Here is a 26,144-nt window from a genome sequence, read left to right on the forward strand (position 1 = left end):
TCCGGGTGCGGTGGGGCTACTCCCCCGCGGGGAGAGTGCCGGTGCGCGTCAGCTCCGCGTACCAGCGCGCGCTGGACTTGAGGACGCGGCGCTGGGTCGCGTAGTCCACGTACACCATGCCGAAGCGCCTGCTGTAGCCGTACCCCCACTCGAAGTTGTCGAGCAGCGACCAGAGGAAGTAGCCGCGGATGTCCGCCCCCGATCCGATGGCGCGGTGCACGGCCGCGAGATGTCCGCGCAGGTAGGCGATGCGTTCCGGGTCGCGTACGTCGCCCTCCGGGCGCGCGTAGTCGTCGAAGGCCGCGCCGTTCTCGGTGATCATCACCGGCAGGTCCGGATGGTCACGGCGCACCCGCATCAGCAGTTCGTAGAGGCCGTCCGGGTCGATCGTCCAGCCCATGGCGGTCCTGCCGCCCGGTGTCTGGTGGAAGGCGACGTGGTCCGCGCCGGGCCAGGGGCTGTGGTCGCTCGCGCCGTGTCCGTCCGAGCCGTGGACGGCGGGGCCGGAGTGGTGGGAGACCAGGGTCGGTGAGTAGTAGTTGACGCCGAGGAAGTCGAGCGGCTGGTGGATGAGCGCGGTGTCACCGTCCCGGACGAACGACCAGTCCGTGATCCCCGCGGTGTCCTCCATGACATCGGCCGGGTAGGCCCCGGACAGCATGGGGCCGGTGAAGATCCGGTTGGCGGTGCCGTCGATACGGCGGACGGCGTCCGCGTCGGCCGCGCTCTCCGTCAACGGCCTCACATGGTGCAGATTCAGCGTGACGGACACCTGCGCGGTGGCGGGCAGCCGCGCGCGCAGCGCCTGGACGGCGAGACCGTGTCCGAGGTTGAGATGGTGCGCGGCCCGCAGGGAGTCGGCCGGGTCGGTACGTCCGGGGGCGTGGACGCCCGAGCCGTAGCCGAGGAACGCGCTGCACCACGGCTCGTTGAGGGTGGTCCAGGTCGTCACCCGGTCACCCAGGGCGTCGGCCACGATCCCCGCGTACTCGGCGAAGCGGTGGGCCGTGTCGCGCTCGGGCCAGCCGCCCGCGTCCTCCAACTCCTGCGGCAGATCCCAGTGGTAGAGCGTGACGACGGGCTGGATCCCCTTCTCCAGCAGGCCGTCGGCCAGCCGCCGGTAGAAGTCGAGCCCCTTCGCTGACGCGGGCCCGGCGCCGGTCGGCCGGACCCGCGGCCAGGACACCGAGAAGCGGTACGCTCCGACGCCCAGGCCGGACATGATCTCGATGTCCTCGCGCCAGCGGTGGTAGTGGTCGGTGGCGATGTCGCCGGTGTCGCCGTTGCGTACCCTGCCCGGGGTGTGGGAGTACACGTCCCAGATGGAGGGCGTACGGCCGTCCTCCGCGACGGCGCCCTCGATCTGGTACGCGGCGGTCGCGGTGCCCCAGAGGAAGCCGGGCGGGAAGACCAGGGGGGCCGTGGGGTCCAGGGCGCGCCCGGGGTCAAGTGCTGAGGTGGCCACGAAGGGTCCTTCCGCAGAGATCGAACGGTGTGGTGCGTGGTGCGTGTGCGTGTGGAGGGTGTGCGCGTGGAACGTGTGCGCTCGGCATGTGCGCGCGTTGTGTGCGCGCTCGTTGTGTGCGCGGGTGCGGCGGTGAGGGGTGGCGGGCCGTCAGCCCTTCACGGCCCCCTGCATGATGCCGCCGACGATCTGGCGGCCGAAGACGAGGAACATCGCCAGCAGCGGCAGCGTGCCGAGCAGCGCGCCCGCCATGATCACCGACTGGTCGCGGACATAGCCGGCGCTGAGCTGGGTGAGAGCCACGGGGACCGTGGGGTTCGTCATGTCCAGCGCGATGAAGGGCCAGAAGAAGTCGTTCCAGGCGTGGACGAACGTGATCATGAACAGCACGGCCATCGGGGGCCGGGCGATGGGCAGGACGATGCTCCAGAAGATCCGCAGGGAGTGTGCCCCGTCCAGCCGTCCCGCCTCGATGAGTTCGTCCGGCAGGGCCTCCTTCAGATACTGCCGCATGAAGAACACCCCGACCGCGCTGACCAGCGTCGGGAAGATGACGGAGGGCAGTGACTGTCCCCAGCCGAGGTCGGCCATCATCATGAACAGCGGGACGACTCCGAGCTGCGGCGGCACCAGCATCGTGCCGATGACCAGCATCAGCAGGAGGTTGCGGCCCCTGAAGCGGAGTTTGGCGAAGGCGAAGCCGGCGAGGGTCGCGAAGAAGACGGTGGCGAGGGCGATCACCCCGGCCACGATCAGGCTGTTGACCATCGCCCGGCCCATCGCCGCGTCCTGCCACGCCGTGCCGAGGTTCGTGAACAGGTTCGGGCCGGGCAGGAACGGCGGCGGGGTCTGGGAGACACGGGTGTTGTCGGTGGAGGCGGCCACCATCGTCCAGTAGAGCGGGAAGAGGGAGACCAGCGCGGCGAAGCCGAGCAGGAGATACGCGAGGGGTCCCGCGTGGTGCTGACGGCCGGCGCCCGGACGCAGTACGCGGCCGAACCGGCGCTGTACGGGCGGCGGCGGATGGGGCGCCCGGTCACGGGCGTCCGCCCGTACCTGTGCGATATCGGTGGTCATGGGGCCTGCTGCTCCCTGGTCAGGACGTACGGGGTGTACGAGGAGTACGGGACGTACGGGACGTGACGCGCGCGAGGACGCGCTGGAGGACGAAGACGAGGAGGAGGATCAGGAACATGGCCCAGGCGATCGCCGAGGCCCGCCCCATCTGGTAGTTCTTCCAGCCCTCTTCGTAGAGCAGCAGACCGAGCGTCTGGTACTGGTTGTCGGCGCCGCCGCTGATGCCGTTGGGGCCCTGTCCGAAGATCAGCGGTTCGCCGAAGAGCTGGGTCGCGCCGATGGTGGAGAGCACGATCGTGAAGATGATCGTGGCGCTGATGCCCGGAACGGTCACGGTGCGGAACTGCTGCCAGCGGGAGGCCCCGTCGATGGCCGCGGCCTCGTAGAGATCTCTGGGTATCGCCTGCATGGCGGCCAGATAGAGCAGGGCGTTGTAGCCGGTCCAGCGCCAGATCACGATGAGGGAGATGGCGAGCTGGGCGGGCCACTTCTGGCTCTCCCAGTCGACGTTGTCGACACCGAAGAGGCCGAGCCCCCAGTTGATCATGCCGAAGTCGCGCTCGAACAGCATGGTGAAGACGAGGGCGGCGGCGCCGATGGAGGTCGCGTACGGGGTCAGGACGGCGACCCGGAAGAACGTCGAGCCACGGAGCCGGTAGTTGAGCAGATGGGCCAGGCCGAGGGCCATCAGGAGCTGCGGGACGGTGGAGATGACACCGAGCGTGAAGGTGTTCGTCAGCGCGTTCCAGAACCGGTCGTCCTCGAAGAGTTCCGTGAAGTTGGCGAGGCCCCGCCATTCCCGGGTGTCCATCGAGGACAGCTCGACCCGGTGCAGCGAGATCCAGAAGGTGTAGAGGAGCGGATAGAGACCGAAGGCGGCGAAGATCAGGAAGAACGGGGCGATGAAGGCGTACGGCACCGTGCCGAGGTCCAGGCGGTGCAGGAGAGTGCGTCGCGCCTGACGGGACGGCTCCGAGCCGGCGCCCTTTCCGGGCGGCCGGGCCGGCGCGGGGTGCGGCTGCCCGCCCGTGGGGGCAGCCGGGGTGGAGGTGGCCACGCGGGCTTCCTTCCGTGGAGTGATGCGGTGGGACGGCGAGGCGGGGAGACAGGGTGGAGGGGCCGCAGGGAGGAGAGGCCCCAGGACCGAGGGCTCAGGACCAGCAGGGCGGCGGGGCCGGAGGGGGACGGCGGAGCCGGGCGGGGCGCGCGGCCGGGGCGTCGGGCCACCGGCCGCGCGGTCGGGCCGCGACGGTCAGCGCGCCAGTTTCTGGATGCGTTCGTCCGTGGTCTTCCACGCCTCGTCCGGGCTCTTGCCCTGCGACTCGATCAGCTGGAGGCCCGCTGAGAAGGTGTCCTTGATCGTGCCGTCCTTGCGTCCGAGGATCTGCTCGTCGGGGATCTCCTTCGCCGCGGCGCCGAAGATCTGGCCGATCGGCGCGTCGCTGAAGTAGGCGGACGTGCCGCCCGCGACCTCCGGCAGGTCGAGCGCCGTCTTGGAGGACGGGAAGTTGCCGAGCTTCTCGAAGATGTACGCCTGCTGCTCCGGCGCGCTCAGCCAGGCGACCAGCTTCTTGGCCTCCTCCTTGACCGGGCTCTTGTCCATCACGCCGAGGAACGAGCCGCCCCAGTTCGCGCCCTTGGGGGCCTTGGCGACATCCCACTTGCCCTTGTTCGCGGGACCGGCCTTCTCGCTGATGTGGGCGAGCATCCAGGCGGGGCAGACCGCGGTGGCGAAGGTGCTGTTGGCCAGCCCAGGGTCCCAGCCCGGCTGGAACTGGCGCAGCTTGGCGGTGAGTCCGGACTTCGCCGCGTCCGACGCGAGGGCCCAGGCGTTCTTGACGGCGGGGTTGTCCTGGTAGATGAGTGTGCCGTCCTTGTCGTAGAACTGCTTCTCATCGCCGTAGATCATCGCGTTGAACAGACCGGTGGAGCTGTCCATGAAGGACACGCCGTCGTCCTTGGAGTTCTGCTTGAAGTCGCGGCCCGTCTGGACGTACTTGGACCAGTCCCCCTCCCAGAGCTTCGCCACCTCCGCGCGGTCCGTGGGCAGCCCGGCCTGCGCGAACAGGTCCTTGCGGTAGCACACCGCCATCGGGCCGATGTCCGTGCCCAGGCCGAGCAGCTTGCCGTCCTCGGTGGTGACCTGGCTGGACTTCCACGGCAGGAAGTGATCGAGACCGGCCGTCCCGGACAGATCCGCGAACTTGTCCGCCTGGGTGTCGACCAGTTCCTTGGCCCGGCCTATCTCTATGCCCTGGATGTCCTTCAGCCCGCTGCCGGCGGCGAGGTGCGTCTGGAGGGCGGTGTAGTACGTCTGCTCGTCACCGGCCACATCGGCCTCGATGAGAATGTCCGGGTTCTCCTTCATATAGCGGTCCAGGAGATCGGTCTCCTTGAACCCCATGACCCCGAACAGGCCCATGCTGATGACGGTCTTGCCGTCCTTGGTACGTGCCTCGCCCGAGTCGCCGCCGCCTCCGCAGCCGGCGACGAGAACGAGGGACACAGCGGTCGCCGTAACGGTGGCGAGGGTCGAACCGAAGCGCTTACGGGCAGTGCCCATGTGCTTCCTCCTAGCAGCGGCGCTCAGGCGCGCGCCTGCTGCGGCTCACGGTCGAGTGGGATCGGAAACCCGTGCCGGGAGAAAACTGGGAGCGCTCCCAACGGGTTGTGGAAGACTCTCCGTAGAGACCGGGCCCTGTCAAGAGTCGAAGTCGGTTCCGTTGCCGGAATGTGTCCCGTTCCGGGCCCAGGGCCCTGGGCGGACCGGCGGCCCCGCACAATCTCCTGGTGAGCGCCGTGGCGCCGCGCCGGGAGCAGAGTCGAGGAGACGTGATGAGCAGCCGTAAACGGCCAGGCCAGAGGCCAACTCTTGAAGCCGTCGCCCAATTGGCGGGCGTGGGCCGCGGGACGGTCTCGCGTGTGGTCAACGGCTCCCCGGGCGTGAGCGCGAAGGCGCGCGCCGCCGTCGAGGCGGCCATCGCGGAGCTGAACTACGTACCGAATCCCGCCGCCCGCAGCCTGGTCACCAGCCGCACCGACAGCATCGCGCTGGTGATCCCCGAGTCGGAGAGCCGGCTGGCGGCGGAGCCGTACTTCTCGGCGGTCATCCGCGGAGTGAGTACCGAACTCGCCGACACCGAGATGCAGTTGCTGCTGATCCTGGTACGGAATCAGCGCGAGCTCGACCGGCTGACCCGGTTCGTGGAGGCGCAGCGGGTGGACGGGGTGCTGCTGGTCTCGGTGCACCAGGACGATCCGCTGCCCGCGTTCCTGGAGAAGATGCAGATACCGACGGTCCTCGCGGGCCGGCGCTCACCCGTGGAGCCGCTCAGCCATGTCCGCGCCGACAACGCCGGCGGGGCGGCGCAGGCGGTACGTCATCTGCTCGGCCAGGGACGCCGCGCCGTCGCCACGATCACCGGGCCGCTCGACATGGACGTCGGCCAGAGCCGCCTTCAGGGGTGGCGGGACGCGCATCTCGAAGCGGGCGGGCGGCAGCCGGACGAGGCACTGGCCGTGTCGGGAGACTTCACCGAGGAGGGCGGCCGGGCCGCCATGCGTGAACTTCTCGAACGGCGCCCGGACCTGGACGCCGTCTTCGCCGCGTCCGACGTCATGGCGGCGGGCGCGCTGACGGAGCTGCGGGAGCGGGGACGGCGTGTCCCGGCGGACGTCGCGGTCATCGGCTTCGACGACTCGATCGTCGCGCGGCACACCGTCCCGCCCCTGAGCAGCGTGAATCAGCCGAGCGAGGACATCGGACGGGCCATCACCCGGCTGCTCCTCGACGAGATCGAGGACCCGTCCCGGCCGCGGAGCCGGCTCACGCTGCCGACCACCCTCGTCCACCGGCTCACGGCGTGAGCGGCCGACGGGCCGTGATCACGAAGCGGTGGCAGCGTACGGTCAGCGGGCTGCCGGAGCTCAGCCGCGCGTGCAGCGCGCGGAGCCGGGCGTCATAGCGGTCGGCGTCGAAGCCGGGGATCTGCCAGGGCGTGATGCGCAGGAAGAGCAGTACGGCTCCGATGTCGTGGAAGGCCGCGGGCACCAACTCCTCGCGCGCGTCCACGATCTCGAAGCCGGCGCCGGCGAGCCCGGCACGCGCGGAGGCCAGATCCCAGTGGCTGTAGCCGTGTCCGGGCGCGCCGAGCGCCTCGTTCAGCTCCGCCAGATCGCGTCCGCCGACCTGTTGCGTGACGAACACCCCGCCGCCCCGCAGCACCCGCGCGATCTCGGCCGGCGCGTAACTCTCGTGCCGGCTGGTGACCAGTCCGAACGCCGCGTCGGGCAGCGGGAGAAGATCGTCGTCCTCGTCGTTGGTGTCGATGACCCGTACCCCGAGCGGTGCGAGCCGGCGACGCGCGACGGGGACATTGGGCGGGTAGGACTCCGTCGCGGTGGTGCCCGGCGGGAGCGGGGCGAGTCCGGAGAGGAACTCGCCGCCGCCGGTGCCCAGATCGAGCAGCGCGTCCCCGTCGGTCAGTCGTGACCGCACCAGCTCCGCGAAGTCCCAGGAGGTGTTCTCTTCTGTGAAGCGTCCGGCGAACACCCCGAGGTCCCAGCCCTCGAACGGCGCGTGGGCCGCGCCCCGGACCAGATCCGTGTAGTTCATGACCCTCATACTGTCCGGCGTTCCCGTCCCGTGTCCGGCCGGGCTGCCGGGGCGCACCGGCCGGCGCGGCCGGCCGGTGAGGCGGAGCGGGTCCCTGCGGCGGAGGAGTCCGCTCACGCGGTCGCCGCGAACGCGTTGACTCCGGTCAGCTCGGCCGAGAGCCGCCACAGGCGCGCGGCCTGCTCGGGGTCGGTCGCGTAGGCGCGTACGCCGCCGGTCACCGAAGTGTCCTGGGAGGCGGGCTCGGCGATGTCGCAGTCCTCGCAGTACACCCCGCCGGCGCCCGCCAACCGGGGCGACGTCGCCGCCCACACCTGGGTGGCCGCGCCCTGCTCCAGCGTCTTGAACGCGGGGTTCAGGCCGTTGCCCTCCTCGTCGATCCAGCCGGCGGCGACCATCTCCTCCTTGGCGAGGTGGCGCTGCAACGGGGTGAGGATGCCACCGGGGTGCACCGAGAAGGCCCGTACTCCGGAGTCGCGGCCGAGCGCGTCGAGCTCCACGGCGAAGAGCGCGTTGGCCGTCTTCGCCTGGCCGTAGGCCTGCCACTTGTCGTAGTCGTGCGCGAACCACATGTCGTCCCAGCGGATGGGCGAGTTGCGGTGGCCGGACGAGGAGAGCGAGATGACCCGGGCCCCGCCGGGCACGATCGCCGGCCAGAGCCTGTTCACGAGCGCGAAGTGGCCGAGGTGGTTGGTCGCGAACTGTGCCTCCCAGCCGGGGCCGACCCGGGTCTCGGGACAGGCCATGACCGCCGCGTTGTTGATGACGATGTCGATGGTGCGGTCCGAGGCGAGGAAGCGCTCGGCGAACCGGCGGACGCTGTCGAGATCGGCGAGGTCGAGCTCGTCGACCTCGACGCCGTCGATGCCGTCGAGCGCCTTCTCGGCGGTCTCGCGGCGCCGGGCGGGCACCACGACATGTGCGCCGGCGCCGGTGAGAGCGCGAGTGGTCTCCAGGCCGAGGCCCGAGTATCCGCCGGTGACGACGGCGAGTGCGCCGCTGAGGTCGATACCGCGCAGCACATCCTGTGTGGTGCTGCGGGCTCCGAAACCGGATCCGATCCTGTGCTGTGGGGTTGTCATGACCGAAAGGCTACGAATTGGAGCGCACTCGAAGTCAAGTGCGGCAGCCGGGCCTCGTAAGGTTCACCCCGGTGACGGGTTTGTCCGGGAAGTCGGCGATACCGGGACACCGCGACGGGCCGTGGATGTACGCCGTGGGGCACCGATCCGTCGTGCTGCTGAGCGAGAGTCGAATCCACCAGCGGGTCGTCGGGCGCGAACCGCCCACGATCGGGTCAGCGATGCGCGGTCGGGCCGGGTCAGCTGCTAGGCAGGGACGTTCGTGTCCGTTCCGTAGCTCTGGAGTCACCCATGCCCATCGATGCCGTTCTCGCCCAGGAGCATGACTCGCCCATGGTCGCTCCGCTGATCCCGGAGCAGCCTGCCGAGGAGGGCGGGCCGGACGGCCCGGTCGAGGAACGTGACCTGACATTCGACGGCTTCCGCTACACCTGCCGCGTCGTCGACCACGGCACCGCGCTGACCGAGCCCCTTCTCGTGCTGGGCGGTTCCTCCCAGGACCGCAACTCCTGGGTGCGGCACGAGAAGTGGCTGGCTCCGCTGGGGCGGGTGATCACCGTGGATCTGCCGGGGTACGGTACGGCCGACTTCCTGCCCGCGCACTACGGCGTCGACTTTCTCGCGGCGGCCGTCCGGCATCTGCTCACCGAACTCGACGTACCGCGCGTGAATCTGGTCGCCGCCTGCTATGGCGGCGCGGTCGGCCTGCGCTTCGCCCAGCACTACCCGGGGATGCTCGCCCGGCTGCTGCTGGTCGGTATGACCACCCGGATCCCGGCGGACTACGCGGCGGCGATGGAGCGCTGGTCCGTCATGATCGACCGCGGTGAGACGGAGACCATCGCCCGCGAGCTGGCCGACCGCTTCATGTCGCCGCCCGGCACGGGCCGGGTGCGCAAGCACGCCGCCGTGTCCCGGCTGGTGTACCAGCAGATCGCCGGGCAGGACCCCGAGCAGCTGAAGAAGTCCGCCGAGCACAACACCCGGCTGATGCGGCACGAGTGGTACCGGCCGGAACCGGTACCCGCCGTGCCGAGCCTGGTGGTGACCGGTGAGCACGACACGCTGTGCACGCCCGCGATGGGACGTGAGGTGGCCGCACAGCTCCCCGAGGCGCGATTCCTGACCATCGACGAGACCGACCATCTGGCCCCGGTGGAACGCATCGCGGACTTCGCGGATCTGGTGGCCCGGTTCTGCACCGACCGGTCACTGGACGAACTGCCGTACGCCAGCGGGCCGGAGACACTGGGCACGGCTGTCGGCGCGGTCGGCAGCGGTGCGGGCGCCGCGTCCTGAGAGCCGGGTCCACCGGCCCCGCGGAGGGGCCGACGGCGGCGTGGACCCGCCCCTCAGCGGGAGAGGGGCCGCTGGTCCGTCGCGTCGGCGATGCCCACGTCGAGGAGCGCGACCTCGTTCGTACCGAGGTAGCTCAGCCGGTCCTTGTCGAAGACCCAGACGGCGTTGTCCCTGTCCGCGTGGAAGGTGAGGCCGACGCCGCGCCGTCCTGCGGCGTCGACGGCGTCCTGTCTGACGACGACTCCGGGGATCTTGGCGGTCGCCCGGTAGAGCGCGGCGTTCAGCTCGGGCCGGAGAGTCGCCTGCGGGAGCATCTCGGCGATGGCCTCGAAGACCGCCTCGCCGTGGGTCGGCCCCTGGCCCCCGGTGTCCTTCTCGATCGTCTTCAGCAGGGTGTCGGGGTCGGTGGGAAGGGCCTCGATCTCACGGTACGTGGTCATGTTGGGGTCCGTGTAGAGCAGCATCTTCCCCTCCGCCCTCCGGGGGTCCAGCGAAGGGCTTCCCTTGTCGAACACCTGCCGGGCGAGGCCGTTCCGTTCGCCGTCCACCGCGATCCAGTCCTCCCGGACGAAGACGTCCGTCCCCTCGTCCGACACCGGCCGCGAGCCTTTGATCTTGGTGTAGACGTACTGATCGTCGCGTACCGTCCTGGCCGGGCGCCCGGCGGCTGCCAGGGCGATACGGTCCAGCAGCCGCACCGCCTCGCGGTGGTCGGCCGCGCTCACCTCGGAGGGCGCCGAGTCGCCGAACGCGCCCGTGAGGCTCGTCGCCGTGGCCACGGCGGCCACGAGCAGTGCCGGGACCGCGACGAGTGCGGTCCGCCGTCTCCAGCCGGGACGGCCCGGCCGTACGGGCGTGGACACGGGCGCGAGCGCGGATTCCCGGGTGATCTGCTGCATGAAGCGCTCTTTGAGGAAACTCCGCCTGTCGGCGGACAGGTCCTCGTATCGCGGCGCCGGGGGAACCGGAACCGATTCCTCATGCCCGGCGCGGGACTGCCGTCGCGAGAAGAAGCTCATCGATTTCCATCCTGTACCGACGTGACCGCCGAAGTGCAACTGCCTATGAACTGTCCGCGGGAAGAGGGGCGTTGCGTGTCTTCCCCGCCGCTTTCACCTCGGCCACGGCGAAGTTCCGCTTCGGTGAGCTTACGGAGCCGCGCGCGGGCCCGCGACAGCCGGGAGCGTACGGTGCCGACTGCCACACCGAGGGCCTCGGCGGCGGCCGCGTGGTCGAGACCTTCCCAGACACAGAGCGTGAAGACCTCCCGTTCCGCACGCCGCAGTCCGCTCAGCGCCACCCGCGCGGCGGCCAGTTCCTCGGTGTCGGCCAGCCGGGCGGCCACACCGTCCGCGAAGTCCGGTTCGGCTTCCGGTTCCGGCAGCCGGGCGAGCGCGAGGTCATGACGTCTGGCCGAGCGCACGATATTGCGCATGACGTTCGTGGCGATCCCGAGCAGCCAGGGACGGAGGCTCTCCCCCTCCGCGTGCACCTTCTCGCGCAGCCGCCACGCCTCCAGAAAGGTCAGCGACACCACGTCCTCGGCGGTGGCCCAGTTGCCCGTGACGCGTACGGCATAGCGATACACGATTCCGGCATAGTCTTCGAATAACTGCCCGAACGCAGCCGTGTCTCCGGCTCTGATGCGGGCGCGGGGCGAAGGGTTCACATCTCTCTCAGTCCGACGTCGGTCCTGTAGTGCCGTGACTCACGCCACAGGCACATACGGTCGTTCTCACGCAGACCGGATGTCGGAGAACTGAACAGTGAACGTCAAGAGGGTGACAGCCCGAGAGTATCGGGGGCATACCGGAATCACCGGGATCGATCGGACCATCCGGGTACGAGTGGGCGCGAGCGGGAGGCCTGTGCGGACCGGGATACCCGCCACCCGAGGAAACGCCCGGGAAGGGGCGATCGCGACGGGTGGCGGGTCGGCGTCGGGTCCCCGGTGCGGGTCCCGACGCGGTGATCACGACGTACACCCCGCAGGCGGCCGGCCTCGCGTCCCGGCCTCGCGCCGCTCCTACAGGGCGAGTTCGCGTACGGTCGCCATGTCGCTGAACGGCAGCAGCCGGTCACCGACGATCTGGTACGGCTCGCTGCCCTTCCCCGCGATCAGGACGATGTCGTCGGGGCCCGCGTCCGCCAGGGCGAAGGCGATGGCGCGGCGTCGGTCGGCGAGCCGCTCGAACGGGGTACCGGTGGCCGTGAGTCCGGGGGCGATCTGGTCCATGATCGCCCCGGGGTCCTCGCCACGCGGATTGTCCGAGGTGAGAACGCACAGATCGGAGTGGGTTCCGGCGATCTCCCCCATCCGCGCGCGCTTGGTGATGTCGCGGTCGCCGCCGCAGCCGAAGACGGTGACGATCCGGCCGCGGGCGAAGTCGCGGATGGTGGTGAGCACCTTCTCCAGTGAGTCGGGCGAGTGCGCGTAGTCGACGATGACCGAGGTGCCCGCCGGGGTTTCGAAGCGCTCGAACCGTCCCGGTACCGGCGGCATCCGGTCGAGCGCCCCGACCAGACCGTCCAGACCGTGCCCCAGCAGATGGCAGGCGGCCACGGTGGCAAGGGCGTTGGCCACCGAGAAGCGGCCGGGTACGGGGATCGCCGCGGGGTACTTGCGCCCCTCGTGGTGCAGTGTGAATCGCGTACCGAACGCGTCCATGGTGAGGTCCGTCGCCCGGAAGTCCGCCTCGGAGTCGATCGCGTAGGTCGTCACGGCCCCGGGCATCAGCGCGCCGATGGCGGCGCCCACCGGATCGTCCGCGTTGACCACGGCGCGACGGCAAAGCCCCTGGAACAGCCGGAGTTTGGCGTCCCGGTAGTTCTCCATGGTGCCGTGGTCGTCCAGATGATCCTGCGTCAGATTGGTGAAGATCCCGATGTCGGTGTGGGCGTGGTCCACCCGGTGGGTCAACAGGCCCATGGAAGTGGCCTCCAGGACCACGGTACCGACCCCGCGGTCGCGCATGCGCCCCAGCAGATACTGGAAGTCCGGCGCCTCGGGGGTGGTGAGCACCGACCTCGGCATGGGGATCGGTTCGTCGCCGATCCGGCTGCCCGCCGTCCCGATGACCCCGACCGTCGCGCCCTCGGCGAGCCGCAACACGGACTCGACCATGTACGACACCGAGGTCTTGCCGTTGGTACCGGTGACGGCAACCATGTCCATGGCCCGTCCGGGCTCCCCGTAGTAGCGGGAGGCGACGAGGGACGCGGTGATCCGCGTGTCCCGCACCCGCACCACACACACCTCCGTGTCCGCCCACACCGACGCCGGCGGCTCCGGTGCCCCCGCGTCGAGCAGGACCGCCGCCGCCCCGCGCGCGAGGGCCGGGCCCACGGACTCCGGGCCGCCCTCACGATGACCCGGAACCGCGATGAACAGCGAACCCGGCGAGACCCGGTGCGCGTCGAAACACGTGCCCGCGGTGATCGCCGTCTCCGGATCGCCCCGCAGAATCTCGTGGTCATGCCCGGCGAGCAGTGCGCTCAACTTCACAGGGGTCCTCTCGAAGATGCGACGTGACGGGTCTCCGGCGGTCGCCGAGTGGGCACCGACGGCACGCCGTGGCGTCGCGGAAGGGGGTGCGTACGGGGATGCGCGCTCTCGCGAGCGGGGGGGGACAGGCCGGAAGAGCGAGCCCGGGGCAGCGGGCAGAGCCGAGTGGGAGAGCTGCGTGCAGGAGCCGGGCGGCAGGGCCCTACCGGGAGAGACCGGAACGAGCGGGACCGGAGGAACGGTCCGGCGGAAGGGTCCGGGGATCGGTTGCTAGCCGTGGCCGTGCAGGGCGCGGCAGCCGGCTTCCGGAGCCGGCAGAGGGCCCGCTCCGGCGATCGCGGCGGCGGCCGAGCACAGCGCGCAGGGGGCCTGTCGCAGGCACTCCCTCACGGCACGTGTACAACCCATGTGTGGAGTGTACGGCCGAAGGACCACTCGCGGGCTCCGCCTGTCGGCGGACGAGGCGCTCGGTACCGCCGGACAGCACGCAGGCGGGCCGCTCGGGGCGGCCCGCCTGCGCGTGTGGATACCGGTGTTCAGACGCCCTGGCCGCTGCCTCCGGACCCGGCGCCCGCCGCCGCCTTGATCCCCTGGGTGATCTCGTCCATGACGGCCAGCTTCGGTGCCTTGAGATTGACGTCGAATCCGGAGCGTACGAGGACCATCAGGTCCGGGGACGTCGGTGAGGGGAACGCGAGCGACTGCACATAGCCGTCGTCCCCCTTGCTCGTGACGACCTTCCACCGCACCAGATAGCCCTTCTGCCCGGCGACGGTGACCGCTTCCGACTTCAGCTGCTGGTGCGAGGAGATGTCCCCGTAGGTCGCGCCGCCGTAGGATTCCTCCGCGTTGGCCTGGATGTCCTTCTCGGCCGCCGCCTTGGCGGTCGTGGCGTCGACCTTCAGCGCGGCGGCGGGAGCGGAGAACACCCCGCCCCGTACGCAGCTCTGCGAGGTGTCCCCCGGGCACTCGTACTGTCCGGTCGTCACCCCGGCGCCGATGGTCCCCGATTCGCCGGTCCAGCCGTCCGGTACCGGAAGGCTGATCCCGCTGGCCGCGTCGGTGGCGTAGCCGTCCTCGGTCTGCGGCTGCTGCTGGGGCGCGCCGTTCTCCCCGCCGCCGGGGCCACCCCGCGGTCCGTCGGGCGCCGGGCTCTGCTGGCCGGGCCGCGAGGGGGCGGCGGAAGGGCCGGGGCCCACGGGGCCGGCCTCGCTGTCGCCACTGTCGCGCCCGAGCAGATAGAAGCCTCCCGCGATGGCCATCGCGACGACCACGGCGATGGCACCGAGCGCGATCCGCCGGCCGCCGCGCCGCGTGCCGGGCGGCGGTGCCGCGGGGTACGGCGGCACCGGATACGGCGACGGGCCATAGGCCGGAGGGGCCGGGGGCGTCGAGGAGGGAGGCGTCGCGAGAGAGGGCGTCTCGGCGGGCGGATCCCACTCGGCGGGCGGGGCGGCGCGGACTTCGTCGGTCCACGCGGAACCGTCCCACCAGCGTTCCTGGCGCGGTCCTTCACCTGTGTGCCCCGGGTCGGGATGCCAGCCGGGCGGAGTTGTGTACGTCACGGCTCTCACCTTAAGCACATTGTCTGAAAAGCTTGTGAGAGGGCCATGAGAATCCCCCGCCGCGGACCGAACACGGCCGTCCCGTACCGCCTCATCCCCCTCCCGGCCCGGGATCCGGCACCGACCCCGGGGCCGACACGATCCCGCGCACCACGCCCAGGGACACCAGGTCCTTTGGGCGCAGCCGGAGCTGGTCGGCCGTCACCCGGGCCTCTTCCGGGGCGCGTTTGAGGATCGCCGCCGCCAGTTCCGGCGCGATGACGGAGAAGTAACTGTCCGGCGTGGCCCAGGTGTTGTCCGGAGCCGACAGGGCCAGCGCCCCGCCGGAGCCGCCCTCGCCGATCAGCAGTGTGGTGACGGGGACAGCGGCGGTGGCCACGGCGGCGAACAGGTCCGCGATGGCGCCGCCCGCTCCCGCGCGTTCCGCCTCCGCGTCGTTGGCGGCGCCGGGGGTGTCCACCAGGGTCAGTACGGGGATGCCCAGCCGGCCGGCGAGCCGGACCAGCCGGGCGGCGGTGCGATACCCGGCCGGACGGGTGGCGGTGCCGCGCTGCGCCGCGTACGCGATCGTCCGGCCCTCCCGGCGGCCGAAACCGCACAGCATCCCGGGGTCGGTACCACCGCAGCGGTCGCCGCCGATCGCCTCACGGTGTGTGAAGTACGCGTCCAAGTACGCTTCGGCCCGGGGACGTTGGGGGACTCGGGCCTGAAGAACGGCCTCCCATCCGGTGGCGGGCAGCCCGGCGAGGCCCAGCCCGTCCGGAGGCCGGGCGGCGGACGGCACGGCATTCCGTACGCCTCCCGTCAGCAGGGTCAGCCAGTGGCCGACGGTGGCGCGCAGTTCGTCACGGCCCACCACCGCGTCGACATGGCCCGCGGCGAGCTGCGCCTCCGCCGTGTAGGCGTACGGATCGGCGTCCGCCGGGCGCACGCGCGAGCCCGCGAACCCGATCTGGGCGCCCGGCAGCGCCAGTACGACATCGGCGCCCGCCCCGAGCGTGGCCCAGCCGCCGCCGGTCGTCGGGTCGCGCACCACCGCAAGCTGCGGCAGTCCCGCCGCCCGGTTCAGAGCGGACTGCCCTGCCACCCGCTGGAGTTGGAGCAGCGCGCGCATCCCTTCCTGCATCCGGCTGCCACCGGTCGCGATCAGCGAGACCACCGGCAGCTCCCGCTCGCGCGCACGGGTGTACGCGGCTTCGAGCAGGTCGCCGGTGCGCTCCCCCAGCGAGCCGCCGAGGAAGCCGAACTCGAAGGAGATCAGCACCACTTCGACCGAGCCGATCCGAGCCGTGCCGCAGACGACCGACTCCGACTCCCCGGTACGTTCCCCGGCGCGGGCACGGGAGGTGTCGTACCCCTCCCAGCCCAGCGGCCCGTCCGGCGCGGACACGCCCTCCGGCGCGGGCAGTTCGGTGAAGGCGCCCTCGTCGACGACAGCGGCGACGGCCTCGCGCGCGCTCGGCCGCTCAGCCATGGAGCGCGCGCTTCATGATCTTGCCCATGTCGTTGCGGGGCAGCGCGTCCAGATAGCGCACGGTGCGCGGCCGCTTGTGCGCGGCGAGCTGCGCCGCCACGTGGTTCGCCAACTCCTCGGCCGACGGCGGCGCTTCGGCGTGGGCGGGAACGATCCAGGCGACGATCCGCTCGCCGAGGTCCGCGTCGGGCTCGCCGGTCACCGCGGCCTCCCGTACTCCGGGATGCTCCAGCAGAACGTTCTCGATCTCCCCCGCGCCGATCTTGTACCCGCCGCTCTTGATCAGGTCGGTGGCCTTGCGGCCGACGATACGGACATAGCCGTCGGGGTCACGGATCGCCATGTCGCCGGTGCGGAACCAGCCGTCGGTGAAGGCGGCTTCGGTGGCGTCGGGCCGGTTCAGATACTCCGTGAAGAGGTTCGGGCCACGGACCTGGATCTCGCCGACCGTCTCGCCGTCGTACGCCTCGAAGGCGACGCCCGACTCGTCCACGAGGCGCAGTTCGACGCCGCCCAGCGGTACCCCGACGGTCCCGGCGCGCGGCTCGCCGTCCGCCCGCACGCTGGTGTTCATCAGGGTCTCCGTCATGCCGTACCGCTCGATGACCCGGCGGCCGGTCGCCGCCGCGATCCGCTCGTGGTCGTGCACGGGGAGCGCGGCGGATCCCGATACCAGCAGCCGCGCCCCGGCCAGCGCCTTGGCGAGCGCCGCGTCGTCGGCGAGCGCCTCGGCGATGCGGTGGTACATCGTCGGTACGCCGAAGAGCATCGTGGCGCCCGACGACAGTTCGCGGGTGACGCCCTCGGTGTCGAACCTGCCCAGATGGCGGACGGATCCGCCGCGGCGAAGCGGGCCGAGGATGCCGAGGATCAGCCCATGGACGTGGAAGAGCGGCAGGGCGTGGACGAGTACGTCGTCGGCGGTCCACTGCCAGGCGTCCTCCAGCGCGTCCAGGGTCGCGGCGATGGCACGGCGCGGTACGACGGCGCCTTTGGGTGGCCCGGTGGTGCCGGAGGTGTAGACGATCAGGGCGGGGGCTTCCGGGGAGAGTTCGGGGAAGGCGTCGTCCCGTGGGTGTTCCGTGGCCGGATCGCCCGCGCCCGCGGCTGCGGTTCCGGCGTCCACGCGTGCCAGGCCGGCCAGCGCGGGCGGAAGGGTCGCGTCCGGTTCCGCGACGACCAGGGTCGGGGCGCTGTCCGCCACGATGTGCGCCAGTTCACGTTCACCGCTCTTGGGGTTGACGGGGACCGCGGGGACCCCGGCCAGCAGCGCGGCCACCACCCCCACGGCCGTGCCGAGCGTGGGGGTGGCCCAGACCGCGATCCGCCGTTCACCGGCGATACGGGCGGCCAGGGAACCGGCCGCGTCCGCCAGTTCGGCATGGGTGAGGGCGCGGTCACCGAACCGGAGTGCGGGGCGTTCCGAACGCGCGGCGAGGGCCGGGAAGAGAGGGGACACGCGTCGTTCTCCTTGGTGTTGACGGGTCTGGCCGGTCAAGGCGGTGGTAGCGGTCAGCCGAAGCCTGGCACCACCAGTACCAGCCAGGCGGCGGCGGGTACCACCGCCACCACGATCCCTCCGTACACCATGAGCTGCCGGAAGAAACGCTCTCGGTCCACATCGGGCGCGGCGGCCAGCACCAGCGCGCCATTGGTGGAGAACGGGCTGACGTCGACGACCGTCGCCGAGATCGCGAGCGCCGTGATCATGCCGATCGCCCCGATCTCGCCCTGGGCGAGGAACGGCACGGCGAGCGGGATGAGCGCGCCCATGATGCCGACGGACGAGGCGAAGGCGGAGATGATCGCGCCGATGTAGCAGAGCAGCAGGGCGGCGAGGAGCGGGATGCCGATGTCCCCGACGGCGTGACCGGCGTAGTCGATCGTGCCCATCTCCTCCATGACACCGACATAGGTGAGGACACCGCAGATGAGCAGTACCGTCGGCCAGGCGATCTCGCTGACGGCCTTCCGGCTGGTGTCCGGCCACACGGCGCTGAGCAGTACGGCGAGGGTGATCGCGGAGAGCCCGGCGTCGAGGTCGAAGCCGAGGACGGCGACGACGAGCGCGACCAGAGCGGCGAGGGTGGCGCCGATGGCGGGGGTGAGCCGGGAACCGCTCGGCTCCTCCTTCGGCTCGTGCTCGTCCTTCCGGGCCTTCCGGCCCTTCTGGTCCTTCTGGTCCTGCTGTGAGCCCTGTTCCGCCGGGCTGGGCTCGCCGCGCCTGCCGGAGAGCTTGAGTCCGCCGAAGAGAACGAAGACGATCCCCGCGATGAGGAGATTCGCGACGAGCGAGCCGAGGAACAGGGTGAGTTCGCTGCCCGGCAGGTTCTCCCGCTCCACGATGCCGTTGACGATCGAACCGTAGATGCTGATGGGCGAGAAGCCGCCGCCCTGGGCACCGTGCACGACCATGGCACCCATCAGCAGGGGGCTGATCCCGTACCGCGCGGCGAAGCTGAGCGCGATCGGCGCGACGATCGCGACGGCCGCCGGGGAGACCGCCCCGATGGCGGTCAGCGCGCCGGTGATCGCGAACATCACCCAGGGGATCAGCGCGATCCGGCCGCGGACCAGCCGTATCGCGGCATGGACCAGCCAGTCGGTGGTGCCGTTGGCGCGGGCGATCGCGAAGAGATACGTGACGCCGACGAGCACCACGAACAGATCGCCGGGGAAGCCCGCGAAGACGCCGTCGGCGTCGAGACCGGCGACCAGTCCCCCGACGCCGAACGCGGCGGCGAAGGCGAGGGCGCCCATATTGATCGAGCGGGTGGTGGCGATCACGAAGACCACCGCGAGTACGAGGATGGAGATCAGTTCGGCGGACATGGCGCGGGCTCCCGTCCCTGGGTCCCTGTGACAGAGGGGAATTGGCCGACTGGCTGACTGGACGACTGGCCAAGTGGCTGGACCACATTGACGGCCGGCCGGGGCGAGCGTCAAGGGATCTGGCAGGAATTGGCTCAGCCACTTGGCCGCCCGGTGTTAGGCTGACGCGCACAGGATCGGGAGATAGTGGGCAGGGATGGGGGGTCCGGATGTCCGACGCACTGCGGCCGATGGCCCGGCCACGTTTGTACGAGCAGGTCCTCGACCGGCTGCGCAGCTATGTCAGCGAGGGCGACCTCGGCGCGGGCGACCGGCTGCCCCCCGAGCGGGAGTTGGCCCAGCGCCTGGGGGTGAGCCGCGCTTCCGTCAAGCAGGCGATCGTCGTCCTGGAGGTCCAGGGTCTGGTCGAGGTGCGGCACGGCGGCGGCACCTATCTGACCCGGTCCGGCCTGGATCCCGAGCCCGTCGAGCGACTGGTGGAGCGCAAGCGTCGGCTGCCCGATGTTCTGGAGGCGCGCGAGGCTCTGGAGACCAAGCTCGCCGAGCTGGCAGCGGAGCGGCGCACCGCACTGGATCTGGCGGCGCTGCACGACGCGCTGCACCAGATGTCCGACGAGATCGAGGCGGGCGGCTACGGAGTGGAGGGCGACCGGCTCTTCCACACCGCGGTGACCGCCGCCGCGCACAGCGGTCTGCTCGCCGAGTTCATGCACTCCATCACGGCGCAGATCGCCGAGAGCCGCAATGAGTCCCTGCGTCAGCCCGGCCGCCCCAAGCGGTCGTTGGCCCAGCATCGCGCCATTCTCGAAGCGATCGAGAGCGGCCGGGGCAAGGCGGCGGCGGCCGCGATGCGGCGGCATGTGCGGACCGTGGCCAAGGTGCGCCTGCTGGAGTGGAATCCGGACGAGAGCGCCTGACGCCTCCGGACAGGCACCGAAACCGGCCCTCCCGCCCGACCGGGAGGAACCGGCTACGCTCACACCGTGACCGCCACCTGGGATCCCGCGACAACGGGCGTACTACGGCTGCCCTCGGGCCGGCTCGTCCGGGGCCGGGGACTGCGCCGCCCGCTCCCCGCAGGTCCGGCGCCCGCCTTCGCGCTGTATCTGCTGGGCCATGAACCACCGCCCGTCGCCTGGGAATCCCGCTGGCTCCGCTGGCCCGACTTCCGGCTGCCGTCCGACCGCGCGGCAGCCGCCACCGCGCTGCGCGAGACATGGGAGCGCGCCGAGTCGGAGCGCGTCGAAGTGGCCTGCGGGGGCGGAATCGGCCGGACCGGCACGGCGCTGGCCTGCCTCGCCGTACTGGACGGGGTGCCCCGGGGCGAGGCGGTCGCCTACGTCCGGGAGCACTACGCCCGGCGCGCCGTCGAGACCCCCTGGCAACGCCGGTTCGCCGCCCGCTTCTCCTGAACCACTACGCCCCCGCACTCCCTGTACCGCCCGCACCCCCTACCGTCCACGTCCGGTCGGCCACTGGTCCATACCAAAGCCTTGACAGGGCGTTGGTTCACTTCTTAAATCGTCCAGCAAGCGCTTCCTGCTGTCATGTGCGCGACATCCCCCACATTCCATGCGCCTCCGTTCACCGGACGGGCGCAGGAAGGATCGTCACGATGACCATGCTCAAGACCCGTACGGCGCGCGGCCCGTTCCGCCTGCTCGTACTGCTCGCCCTCATGCTGGGGCTGGCCGCGGTGCCCGGCGTCGGACGCGCGCAGACACCTGCCGCCCCCGCGTTCAAGGTGCTCGCCTTCTACAACGGCACCTGGGACGCCGCCCACATCAGTTTCGTCCATGAAGCGAACGAGTGGTTCCCCAGGACCGCCGCCGCCAACAACTTCTCCTACGAGTCGACCAACAACTGGAACCGTCTGACCAGCGCCACCCTCCGGGACTACCAAGTGGTGCTGTTCCTGGACGACTTGCCGCAGACGGCGGCTCAACGCTCCGGGTTCGAGCAGTACATGCGGGCCGGTGGAGCCTGGATGGGCTTCCATGTCTCCGCGTTCACCACCGAGGCACAGAAGTGGCCCTGGTACCACAACGAGTTCCTGGGCAGTGGTGGGTTCAAGTCCAACACCTGGGGCCCGACCACCGCCGTGCTGCGGACCGAGAACCGGACCCATCCCTCGACCACCCGGCTCCCCGCGACGTTCACCTCGGCCGTGAGCGAGTGGTACAGCTGGGCGAACGACCTCAGGAAGAACCCCGCCATCAATATCCTGGCCTCGGTCGATCCGGTCAGCTTCCCGCTGGGTACGGACCCCAACCAGTCCTGGTACAGCGGGTATTACCCGATCGTGTGGACCAACAAGAACTACCGGATGCTGTACGCCAACTTCGGCCACAACGCCATGGACTACGGATCGAACACCACACTGTCGTGGACGTTCGGCAACGAGGTCCAGAACCGGTTCGTCATCGACGGACTGAAGTGGCTCGGCGGTGTGACGGCCGCGGCTCCCACGAGCTTGGCCGACACGGCCGCCACGGGCGCGGCGGCCGCGCGGTAGTCCCTGTCCGGCGCGGGTCCGCACGGCCGTCCGGCGGGTTGGCGCCGGACGGCCGTGCGGCGCGAACCCCGGTCAGTTGAGGGTGTCGGGGTCCGGGCCGATGCGCAGACCACGGTCGAGCGTGGCGAGCGCGGCCATGTCACCGGCCGAGAGCTCGAAGTCGAAGACGTCGATGTTCTCGCGGATCCGCGCGGGCGTCACGGACTTGGGGATGACGATGTTCCCGAGCTGAAGGTGCCAGCGCAGCACCACCTGGGCGGGCGTCTTCTCATGCCGTCCCGCGATCTCGGTGAGTGCCTGCTCCTGGAGCAGCGCGCCCTGCGCCAGCGGGCTCCATGCCTCGGTCGCGATGCCGTGCTGGGCATGGAAGTCCCGCAGTTCCTCCTGCTGGAGACCGGGGTGCAGCTCGATCTGGTTGACGGCCGGGACGATTCCCGTCTCGTCCAGCAGGCGCTGGAGGTGGGCGGGCTGGAAGTTGGACACTCCGATGGAGCGTGTCCTGCCGTCGGCGAGCAGCTTCTCCAGCGCTCGCCAGGTGTCGAGGTAGCGGTCGCGCGCCGGGGTGGGCCAGTGGATGAGATACAGATCCACCCGGTCGAGGCCGAGCCTGGCGAGGCTCGCGTCGAACGCGGCGAGCGTCGTGTCGTACCCCTGGTCGTCGTTCCAGAGCTTGGTGGTGATGAACAGCTCTTCGCGGGGCAGGCCCGAGGAGGCGATGGCGCGGCCGACGCCGTCCTCGTTGCCGTACACGGCGGCGGTGTCGATGCTGCGGTAGCCCGCCTCCAGCGCGGTGCGGACCGCGCCGGTGGTCTCCTCGTCGCCGACCTGGAAGACACCGAAGCCGAGCTGCGGAATCCGGACGCCGTTGTTGAGTACGACGTTGGGGACGGAGTTCATGGTGGTCCTTTTCTTCGCGGGTTTCACAGTGGGGGGAATGGGCGCGGATCTGCGGTGGGGGAAGCAGGGGCACACCGGCTTCCAACGTAACGACGTCTCCGGCGCCGCGCGCTGCGGCGATCCGCCGCCCGGGACGGAAGAGCCGGGTCAGCGCGCCGCGGTGGCCCGCTGGGGCCGCCGGGTGGCCGCCGTCTCGGCGACCGCCTGTCCGTCGGCGGGCGTACGGCGCTCCAGGGCGCTGGAGACGACCGCGAGGACGAGCGCGGAGCCGGCCAGCGCGGCACCGACCCAGTTCGGCGCCGTGTACCCGAGCCCGGCGGCGATGACGATGCCGCCGAGCCAGGCGGCCAGCGCGTTGCCGAGATTGAAGGCGCCGATATTGACGGCGGAGGCCAGGGTGGGCGCGGCGGACGCCTGGTCGAGGACCCGCTTCTGGAGCGGCGGTACGGTCGCGAAGCCCAGGGCACCGATCAGGGTGAGGGTGACGGCCGCCGCCACCTTGTTGTGCGCGGTGAAGCTGAAGAGCGCCAGCACCACGGCGAGCGAGCCCAGGGAGACGTACAGCAGCGGCATCAGCCGGCGGTCGGCGAACCTGCCGCCGATCAGATTGCCGGCGACCATACCAAGGCCGAAGAGGACCAGCAGCCAGGTCACCGAGGAGTCGGCGAAGCCCGCGGTCTCGGTCATCATCGGCGTGATGTAGGTGATCGCGGCGAAGACACCGCCGAAGCCGAGCACGGTCATCGCCATGGCGAGCAGCACCTGCGCGTTGCGGAAGGCGGCGAGCTCATGCCGTATCCGTACGCCCTCGGGCCGCGGCTGTTCCGGTACGAGCTTGGCGATGCCCGCGAGGCCCAGGACTCCGAGTCCGGCGACCACGAGGAAGGTGGCCCGCCAGCCGGCGCTCTGGCCGAGGAAGGTACCGAACGGTACGCCGACGACATTGGCGACGGTCAGCCCGGTGAACATCATGGCGATGGCGCCGGCCTTCTTCTCCGGGGCGACCAGACCGGCGGCGACGACGGAGCCGATCCCGAAGAAGGCGCCGTGGGCGAGCGAGGCGACGACGCGCCCGGTGAGCATGAGTCCGAAGCTCGGGGCGAGCGCGGAGAGCACATTGCCCACCACGAACAGCCCCATCAGCAGCATCAGCATCCGCTTGCGGGGGATCCGGGTGCCGAGGACGGTCATCAGCGGGGCGCCCAGTACGACTCCCAGGGCATAGCCGGTGACCAGCAGTCCGGCGGTCGGGATGGTGACGCCGTAGTCGGCGGCCACCTCGGGGAGCAGCCCCATGATCACGAATTCGGTGGTGCCGATCCCGAATGCCCCGATGGCCAGGGCGAGGAGGGCGAGTGGCATGGGTATGACCTTCCAGAACGATTGCGCGAGCGCCTTACAAGCGAAGACAATACTTGCAGACGCCGATTACTTGCAAGCGCGCTATATTGCAGAAGTGTCCTATCCTGGGGTACGGGACCTCGTCCCGCCGCCGCGCCCGCCCTCATCTCCCGCAGGAGGAAGCCATGACCGCCACGGACACCGCGCTCACCGGGCTCGCCCAGGGCTGGTGCGCCCTCTCGCTGCTGCACGGCAGGATCGAGGGGCATATCGAGCGCGCGCTCCAGGCCGGGCACGGCCTCAGCGTCCGTGAGTACTCCCTGCTCGATGTCCTCAGCCGTCAGCACGACGGTGAGGGCGGCCATCTCCAGATGAAGCAGGTGGCCGACGCGGTGGTCCTCAGCCAGAGCGCCACGACCCGGCTGGTCAGCCGGCTGGAGGACCGCGGGCTGCTCACCCGCTATCTCTGCCCGACCGACCGTCGGGGGATCTACACCAACGTCAGCGAGGCGGGGCTGCGGCTGCTCGCCGAGGCGCGCCCCACCAACGACACGGCGCTGCGGGAGGCGCTCGACGAGGCGGCGAAGGTCCCCGAGCTGGCCGCCCTGGTCAGGACCGTGGAGTCACCCGGCTCCGCCGCCTGACCCGCCCGTCGCTCCTGGCTCGTCCCGCACCACACGGAAGAGCCGGACGGAAACCCTGTTCGGGGCTTCCCTCCGGCTCTTCTCAGACGGGTCCGCTCTTCTCACACAGGTCCGTACATCCCGCACAGCCCCCGCACGCGCGTCATGCGCGCGGATCACGGGTGAGCCGTACGGCGTCAGCTCTTCTTCGCGGAACGCCGGGCGCCGTAGCGGCGCTCGAACCGCTCCACCCGGCCGGTGGTGTCGAACACGCGCCCGGTGCCGGTGTAGAAGGGGTGGCTCGCGGAGGAGACCTCCACGTCGATGACGGGGTAGGTGTTGCCGTCCTCCCACTCCACACGCTGCGTCGAGTCCGCGGTCGAGCGCGTCAGGAACGCGGTGCCCGCCGCGCGGTCCCGGAAGACGACCGGACGGGAGACGGGGTGGATACGAGGCTTCATAGGAACTCCCTCCTCATGATGGATATCGTTTCCATCAGGTGGTACATGGGGGTAACGCGACGGTTCCCTCCGGCATTCCCGCCATGTCCCGGACGCCGGAACAGGGGACACTGGGCGTGACGGGCCTCCCGCGGCCCGCCGAGGAATGCGCTCGCGGCCCGCCGGGTTCCCTGTCCGGCACGGGCGGGCGTCCGGGCCGACGACCGCCGGGGACGGCTCCGGTGGCGGAGTGCGGAGAACAGGAAGTGGGCGGCACCCATGGGTGAGTTGATCCTGGTACGGCACGGAGAGACCGCCTGGTCCCTGTCCGGGCAGCACACCAGCCACACCGATCTGCCGATGACCGAGCGCGGCGAGAGCGAGGCCCGTTCCCTGGCGCCCCTTCTCGCCGACCGCAGGATCGGCCTCACCCTCGTCAGTCCGATGGCGCGCGCCCGGCGCACCGCGGAACTGGCCGGTCTCGACGGGCTGCGCGCCACGCCGGATCTGCGCGAGTGGGACTACGGCGGCTACGAGGGCATCACCACGGCCGAGATCAGCCGCACGCGCCCCGGCTGGGACCTGTGGACCGACGGCACCGTCCCCGGCTCCGACGGCCGGCCCGGGGAGAGCCCCGCGGACGTCGGGCACCGCGCCGACCGGGTGCTCACCGAGGCGCTGGAGGGGCTGCGGTCGGGCGACGATGTCGCGCTCGTCTCGCACGGCCACTTCCTGCGGGTGCTCACCGCGCGTTATCTCGGGCTGGCCCCGGCCGCGGGAGCGCTGTTCCAGCTCGCCACCGGGACCGTCTCCCGCCTCGGGACGGAGCATGACCGGCCGGTGATCACCGCGTGGAACCTCGCCCTCCCCGAGAGCGTGCGGCGCGCCGCACGGGAGAAGGAGAACGCGGCCTGACCGGCGCGCCGGTGGTCGCGGGCCTCAGATCTGTCCGAGGTCGGCGGAGAGCCAGTGCTCGGGCCGCATCCGGATGATGACCTGTTCGCCGTGCTCGGACCAGGCGAAGTCGACATACGCGGTGACCTTGTCCGCGGCGACATAACGGGACGCCATCTCATGGAGCGCCTCGCGGGTGGCGGGCTCGGTCGAGGTCACGGAACCCTCGACCGAGACATATCGGACCGTGGGATCGACGCGCTCGACCATCAGGGTGAAGCGGCCCGCCTCCGCGATGAGCCGGCCCTTGCGCGAGTCCCGTCCGGTCATGATCCAGATGTCTCCGCCCGGCCGGTACTGGTACCAGATCGGCACCGTGAGCGGAGCCCGCCCCTTCGCCGCCTCCACGGCGAGCGCGGCGATACGCGGCTCGGCCAGGAACAGTTCGCGCTCTTCTCGGGTCAGTGCCACCGAAACCTCTCCGTCCCTCCGACCGGCCCCACCGCTTCCGTCGCGCGGC

24 protein-coding genes are annotated in these 26,144 nt (G+C 70.8%); 7 read left to right on the forward strand and 17 right to left on the reverse strand.

Going from position 1 to position 26,144, the window contains the following annotated elements; translation table 11 throughout:
* Positions 1-16: 16 nt before the first annotated feature.
* From ACIOGX_RS27530 to ACIOGX_RS27545, 4 genes are all read right to left on the reverse strand, one after another.
* Positions 17-1,465, reverse strand: coding sequence for a GH1 family beta-glucosidase (locus tag ACIOGX_RS27530; RefSeq protein ID WP_401917167.1), 1,449 nt, complete (start codon positions 1,463-1,465; stop codon positions 17-19).
* Positions 1,466-1,615: 150 nt separating this feature from the next.
* Positions 1,616-2,542: a carbohydrate ABC transporter permease gene (locus ACIOGX_RS27535; RefSeq protein ID WP_356513333.1), complete on the reverse strand. Its 927-nt coding sequence runs from the start codon at positions 2,540-2,542 to the stop codon at positions 1,616-1,618.
* Positions 2,543-2,561: 19 nt separating this feature from the next.
* On the reverse strand, positions 2,562-3,599 hold the full coding sequence (locus ACIOGX_RS27540) for a sugar ABC transporter permease (RefSeq protein WP_356513331.1): 1,038 nt from the start codon (positions 3,597-3,599) through the stop codon (positions 2,562-2,564).
* A 195-nt stretch (positions 3,600-3,794) separates the two neighbouring features.
* Positions 3,795-5,105 (reverse strand): extracellular solute-binding protein, encoded by a 1,311-nt coding sequence (locus ACIOGX_RS27545; RefSeq protein WP_383970345.1) that lies wholly within the window; start codon positions 5,103-5,105, stop codon positions 3,795-3,797.
* Positions 5,106-5,377: 272 nt separating this feature from the next.
* On the opposite strand from ACIOGX_RS27545, the gene ACIOGX_RS27550 reads away from it, so the two are divergent.
* Positions 5,378-6,409, forward strand: coding sequence for a LacI family DNA-binding transcriptional regulator (locus ACIOGX_RS27550; RefSeq protein ID WP_356513327.1), 1,032 nt, complete (start codon positions 5,378-5,380; stop codon positions 6,407-6,409).
* Here ACIOGX_RS27550 and ACIOGX_RS27555 read toward each other — a convergent pair.
* Both ACIOGX_RS27555 and ACIOGX_RS27560 read right to left on the reverse strand, forming a co-directional pair.
* On the reverse strand, positions 6,399-7,157 hold the full coding sequence (locus ACIOGX_RS27555; RefSeq protein ID WP_401917172.1) for a class I SAM-dependent methyltransferase: 759 nt from the start codon (positions 7,155-7,157) through the stop codon (positions 6,399-6,401). The genes ACIOGX_RS27550 and ACIOGX_RS27555 overlap by 11 nt on opposite strands.
* A 113-nt stretch (positions 7,158-7,270) precedes the next feature.
* Positions 7,271-8,239 carry an SDR family NAD(P)-dependent oxidoreductase gene (locus ACIOGX_RS27560; RefSeq protein ID WP_383970339.1) on the reverse strand — a complete coding sequence of 323 codons (969 nt, stop codon included), beginning with the start codon at positions 8,237-8,239 and terminating at the stop codon, positions 7,271-7,273.
* A gap of 291 nt (positions 8,240-8,530) precedes the next feature.
* Between ACIOGX_RS27560 and ACIOGX_RS27565 the strand changes: the two genes are divergently transcribed.
* The gene (locus ACIOGX_RS27565; RefSeq protein WP_401917174.1) at positions 8,531-9,538 is read left to right on the forward strand and encodes an alpha/beta fold hydrolase; all 1,008 of its coding nucleotides are present in this window, start codon (positions 8,531-8,533) and stop codon (positions 9,536-9,538) included.
* A gap of 53 nt (positions 9,539-9,591) precedes the next feature.
* Here the strand turns inward: ACIOGX_RS27565 and ACIOGX_RS27570 are convergent, their stop codons facing one another.
* From ACIOGX_RS27570 to ACIOGX_RS27600, 7 genes are all read right to left on the reverse strand, one after another.
* A complete protein-coding gene (locus tag ACIOGX_RS27570) occupies positions 9,592-10,557 on the reverse strand; it encodes a CU044_5270 family protein (protein ID WP_401917176.1) in 966 nt (321 codons plus the stop codon).
* A complete protein-coding gene (locus ACIOGX_RS27575) occupies positions 10,554-11,207 on the reverse strand; it encodes an RNA polymerase sigma factor (protein WP_401917179.1) in 654 nt (217 codons plus the stop codon). Before ACIOGX_RS27575 ends, ACIOGX_RS27570 begins: the two co-directional genes overlap by 4 nt.
* A 357-nt stretch (positions 11,208-11,564) precedes the next feature.
* Complete coding sequence (locus ACIOGX_RS27580) at positions 11,565-13,043, reverse strand: UDP-N-acetylmuramoyl-L-alanyl-D-glutamate--2,6-diaminopimelate ligase (protein WP_356513314.1); 1,479 nt, start codon at positions 13,041-13,043, stop codon at positions 11,565-11,567.
* A gap of 536 nt (positions 13,044-13,579) precedes the next feature.
* The gene (locus ACIOGX_RS27585) at positions 13,580-14,608 is read right to left on the reverse strand and encodes a DUF2510 domain-containing protein (protein ID WP_356513312.1); all 1,029 of its coding nucleotides are present in this window, start codon (positions 14,606-14,608) and stop codon (positions 13,580-13,582) included.
* A 91-nt stretch (positions 14,609-14,699) separates the two neighbouring features.
* Positions 14,700-16,082, reverse strand: coding sequence for a carboxyl transferase domain-containing protein (locus ACIOGX_RS27590; protein ID WP_401917183.1), 1,383 nt, complete (start codon positions 16,080-16,082; stop codon positions 14,700-14,702).
* Positions 16,075-17,541: an acyl-CoA synthetase gene (locus ACIOGX_RS27595; RefSeq protein ID WP_383970319.1), complete on the reverse strand. Its 1,467-nt coding sequence runs from the start codon at positions 17,539-17,541 to the stop codon at positions 16,075-16,077. The genes ACIOGX_RS27590 and ACIOGX_RS27595 overlap by 8 nt, the downstream gene beginning before the upstream one ends.
* A 53-nt stretch (positions 17,542-17,594) precedes the next feature.
* Complete coding sequence (locus ACIOGX_RS27600) at positions 17,595-18,914, reverse strand: SLC13 family permease (RefSeq protein WP_356513306.1); 1,320 nt, start codon at positions 18,912-18,914, stop codon at positions 17,595-17,597.
* A gap of 209 nt (positions 18,915-19,123) precedes the next feature.
* Here ACIOGX_RS27600 and ACIOGX_RS27605 point away from each other — a divergent pair, with 209 nt between their 5' ends.
* From ACIOGX_RS27605 to ACIOGX_RS27615, 3 genes are all read left to right on the forward strand, one after another.
* On the forward strand, positions 19,124-19,831 hold the full coding sequence (locus ACIOGX_RS27605) for a FadR/GntR family transcriptional regulator (protein ID WP_401917187.1): 708 nt from the start codon (positions 19,124-19,126) through the stop codon (positions 19,829-19,831).
* 66 nt (positions 19,832-19,897) lie between these two features.
* Complete coding sequence (locus ACIOGX_RS27610) at positions 19,898-20,326, forward strand: protein-tyrosine phosphatase family protein (protein ID WP_401917190.1); 429 nt, start codon at positions 19,898-19,900, stop codon at positions 20,324-20,326.
* Between the two features lie 203 nt (positions 20,327-20,529).
* On the forward strand, positions 20,530-21,429 hold the full coding sequence (locus tag ACIOGX_RS27615) for a ThuA domain-containing protein (RefSeq protein WP_401917193.1): 900 nt from the start codon (positions 20,530-20,532) through the stop codon (positions 21,427-21,429).
* Between the two features lie 72 nt (positions 21,430-21,501).
* Here ACIOGX_RS27615 and ACIOGX_RS27620 read toward each other — a convergent pair whose 3' ends face one another.
* Positions 21,502-22,326 carry an aldo/keto reductase gene (locus ACIOGX_RS27620; RefSeq protein ID WP_401917196.1) on the reverse strand — a complete coding sequence of 275 codons (825 nt, stop codon included), beginning with the start codon at positions 22,324-22,326 and terminating at the stop codon, positions 21,502-21,504.
* A 147-nt stretch (positions 22,327-22,473) separates the two neighbouring features.
* Positions 22,474-23,688, reverse strand: coding sequence for an MFS transporter (locus ACIOGX_RS27625; RefSeq protein WP_401917199.1), 1,215 nt, complete (start codon positions 23,686-23,688; stop codon positions 22,474-22,476).
* A gap of 164 nt (positions 23,689-23,852) precedes the next feature.
* Between ACIOGX_RS27625 and ACIOGX_RS27630 the strand changes: the two genes are divergently transcribed.
* On the forward strand, positions 23,853-24,311 hold the full coding sequence (locus ACIOGX_RS27630) for a MarR family winged helix-turn-helix transcriptional regulator (protein ID WP_129766267.1): 459 nt from the start codon (positions 23,853-23,855) through the stop codon (positions 24,309-24,311).
* Between the two features lie 176 nt (positions 24,312-24,487).
* Here ACIOGX_RS27630 and ACIOGX_RS27635 read toward each other — a convergent pair whose 3' ends face one another.
* Positions 24,488-24,751 (reverse strand): type B 50S ribosomal protein L31, encoded by a 264-nt coding sequence (locus ACIOGX_RS27635; protein WP_129766268.1) that lies wholly within the window; start codon positions 24,749-24,751, stop codon positions 24,488-24,490.
* Between the two features lie 258 nt (positions 24,752-25,009).
* On the opposite strand from ACIOGX_RS27635, the gene ACIOGX_RS27640 reads away from it, so the two are divergent.
* Positions 25,010-25,645 carry a histidine phosphatase family protein gene (locus tag ACIOGX_RS27640; RefSeq protein ID WP_356518537.1) on the forward strand — a complete coding sequence of 212 codons (636 nt, stop codon included), beginning with the start codon at positions 25,010-25,012 and terminating at the stop codon, positions 25,643-25,645.
* 24 nt (positions 25,646-25,669) lie between these two features.
* On the opposite strand, the gene ACIOGX_RS27645 is transcribed toward ACIOGX_RS27640, so the two are convergent.
* Complete coding sequence (locus ACIOGX_RS27645; RefSeq protein WP_356518536.1) at positions 25,670-26,095, reverse strand: pyridoxamine 5'-phosphate oxidase family protein; 426 nt, start codon at positions 26,093-26,095, stop codon at positions 25,670-25,672.
* Between the last annotated feature and the right edge of the window lie 49 nt (positions 26,096-26,144).

The sequence above is a fragment of the Streptomyces sp. NPDC088147 genome (assembly GCF_044741565.1).
Classification (GTDB): Bacteria; Actinomycetota; Actinomycetes; order Streptomycetales; family Streptomycetaceae; genus Streptomyces.

Bases quoted from the DNA above. Each gene is read 5' to 3' on its own strand.
- ACIOGX_RS27535 (WP_356513333.1), bottom strand. From the start codon at position 2,542: ATGACCACCGATATCGCACAGGTACGGGCGGACGCCCGTGACCGGGCG.
- ACIOGX_RS27545 (WP_383970345.1), bottom strand. From the start codon at position 5,105: ATGGGCACTGCCCGTAAGCGCTTCGGTTCGACCCTCGCCACCGTTACG.
- ACIOGX_RS27550 (WP_356513327.1), top strand. From the start codon at position 5,378: ATGAGCAGCCGTAAACGGCCAGGCCAGAGGCCAACTCTTGAAGCCGTC.
- ACIOGX_RS27555 (WP_401917172.1), bottom strand. From the start codon at position 7,157: ATGAACTACACGGATCTGGTCCGGGGCGCGGCCCACGCGCCGTTCGAG.
- ACIOGX_RS27560 (WP_383970339.1), bottom strand. From the start codon at position 8,239: ATGACAACCCCACAGCACAGGATCGGATCCGGTTTCGGAGCCCGCAGC.
- ACIOGX_RS27565 (WP_401917174.1), top strand. From the start codon at position 8,531: ATGCCCATCGATGCCGTTCTCGCCCAGGAGCATGACTCGCCCATGGTC.
- ACIOGX_RS27570 (WP_401917176.1), bottom strand. From the start codon at position 10,557: ATGAGCTTCTTCTCGCGACGGCAGTCCCGCGCCGGGCATGAGGAATCG.
- ACIOGX_RS27590 (WP_401917183.1), bottom strand. From the start codon at position 16,082: ATGGCTGAGCGGCCGAGCGCGCGCGAGGCCGTCGCCGCTGTCGTCGAC.
- ACIOGX_RS27600 (WP_356513306.1), bottom strand. From the start codon at position 18,914: ATGTCCGCCGAACTGATCTCCATCCTCGTACTCGCGGTGGTCTTCGTG.
- ACIOGX_RS27605 (WP_401917187.1), top strand. From the start codon at position 19,124: ATGTCCGACGCACTGCGGCCGATGGCCCGGCCACGTTTGTACGAGCAG.
- ACIOGX_RS27615 (WP_401917193.1), top strand. From the start codon at position 20,530: ATGACCATGCTCAAGACCCGTACGGCGCGCGGCCCGTTCCGCCTGCTC.
- ACIOGX_RS27620 (WP_401917196.1), bottom strand. From the start codon at position 22,326: ATGAACTCCGTCCCCAACGTCGTACTCAACAACGGCGTCCGGATTCCG.
- ACIOGX_RS27625 (WP_401917199.1), bottom strand. From the start codon at position 23,688: ATGCCACTCGCCCTCCTCGCCCTGGCCATCGGGGCATTCGGGATCGGC.
- ACIOGX_RS27630 (WP_129766267.1), top strand. From the start codon at position 23,853: ATGACCGCCACGGACACCGCGCTCACCGGGCTCGCCCAGGGCTGGTGC.
- ACIOGX_RS27635 (WP_129766268.1), bottom strand. From the start codon at position 24,751: ATGAAGCCTCGTATCCACCCCGTCTCCCGTCCGGTCGTCTTCCGGGAC.
- ACIOGX_RS27640 (WP_356518537.1), top strand. From the start codon at position 25,010: ATGGGTGAGTTGATCCTGGTACGGCACGGAGAGACCGCCTGGTCCCTG.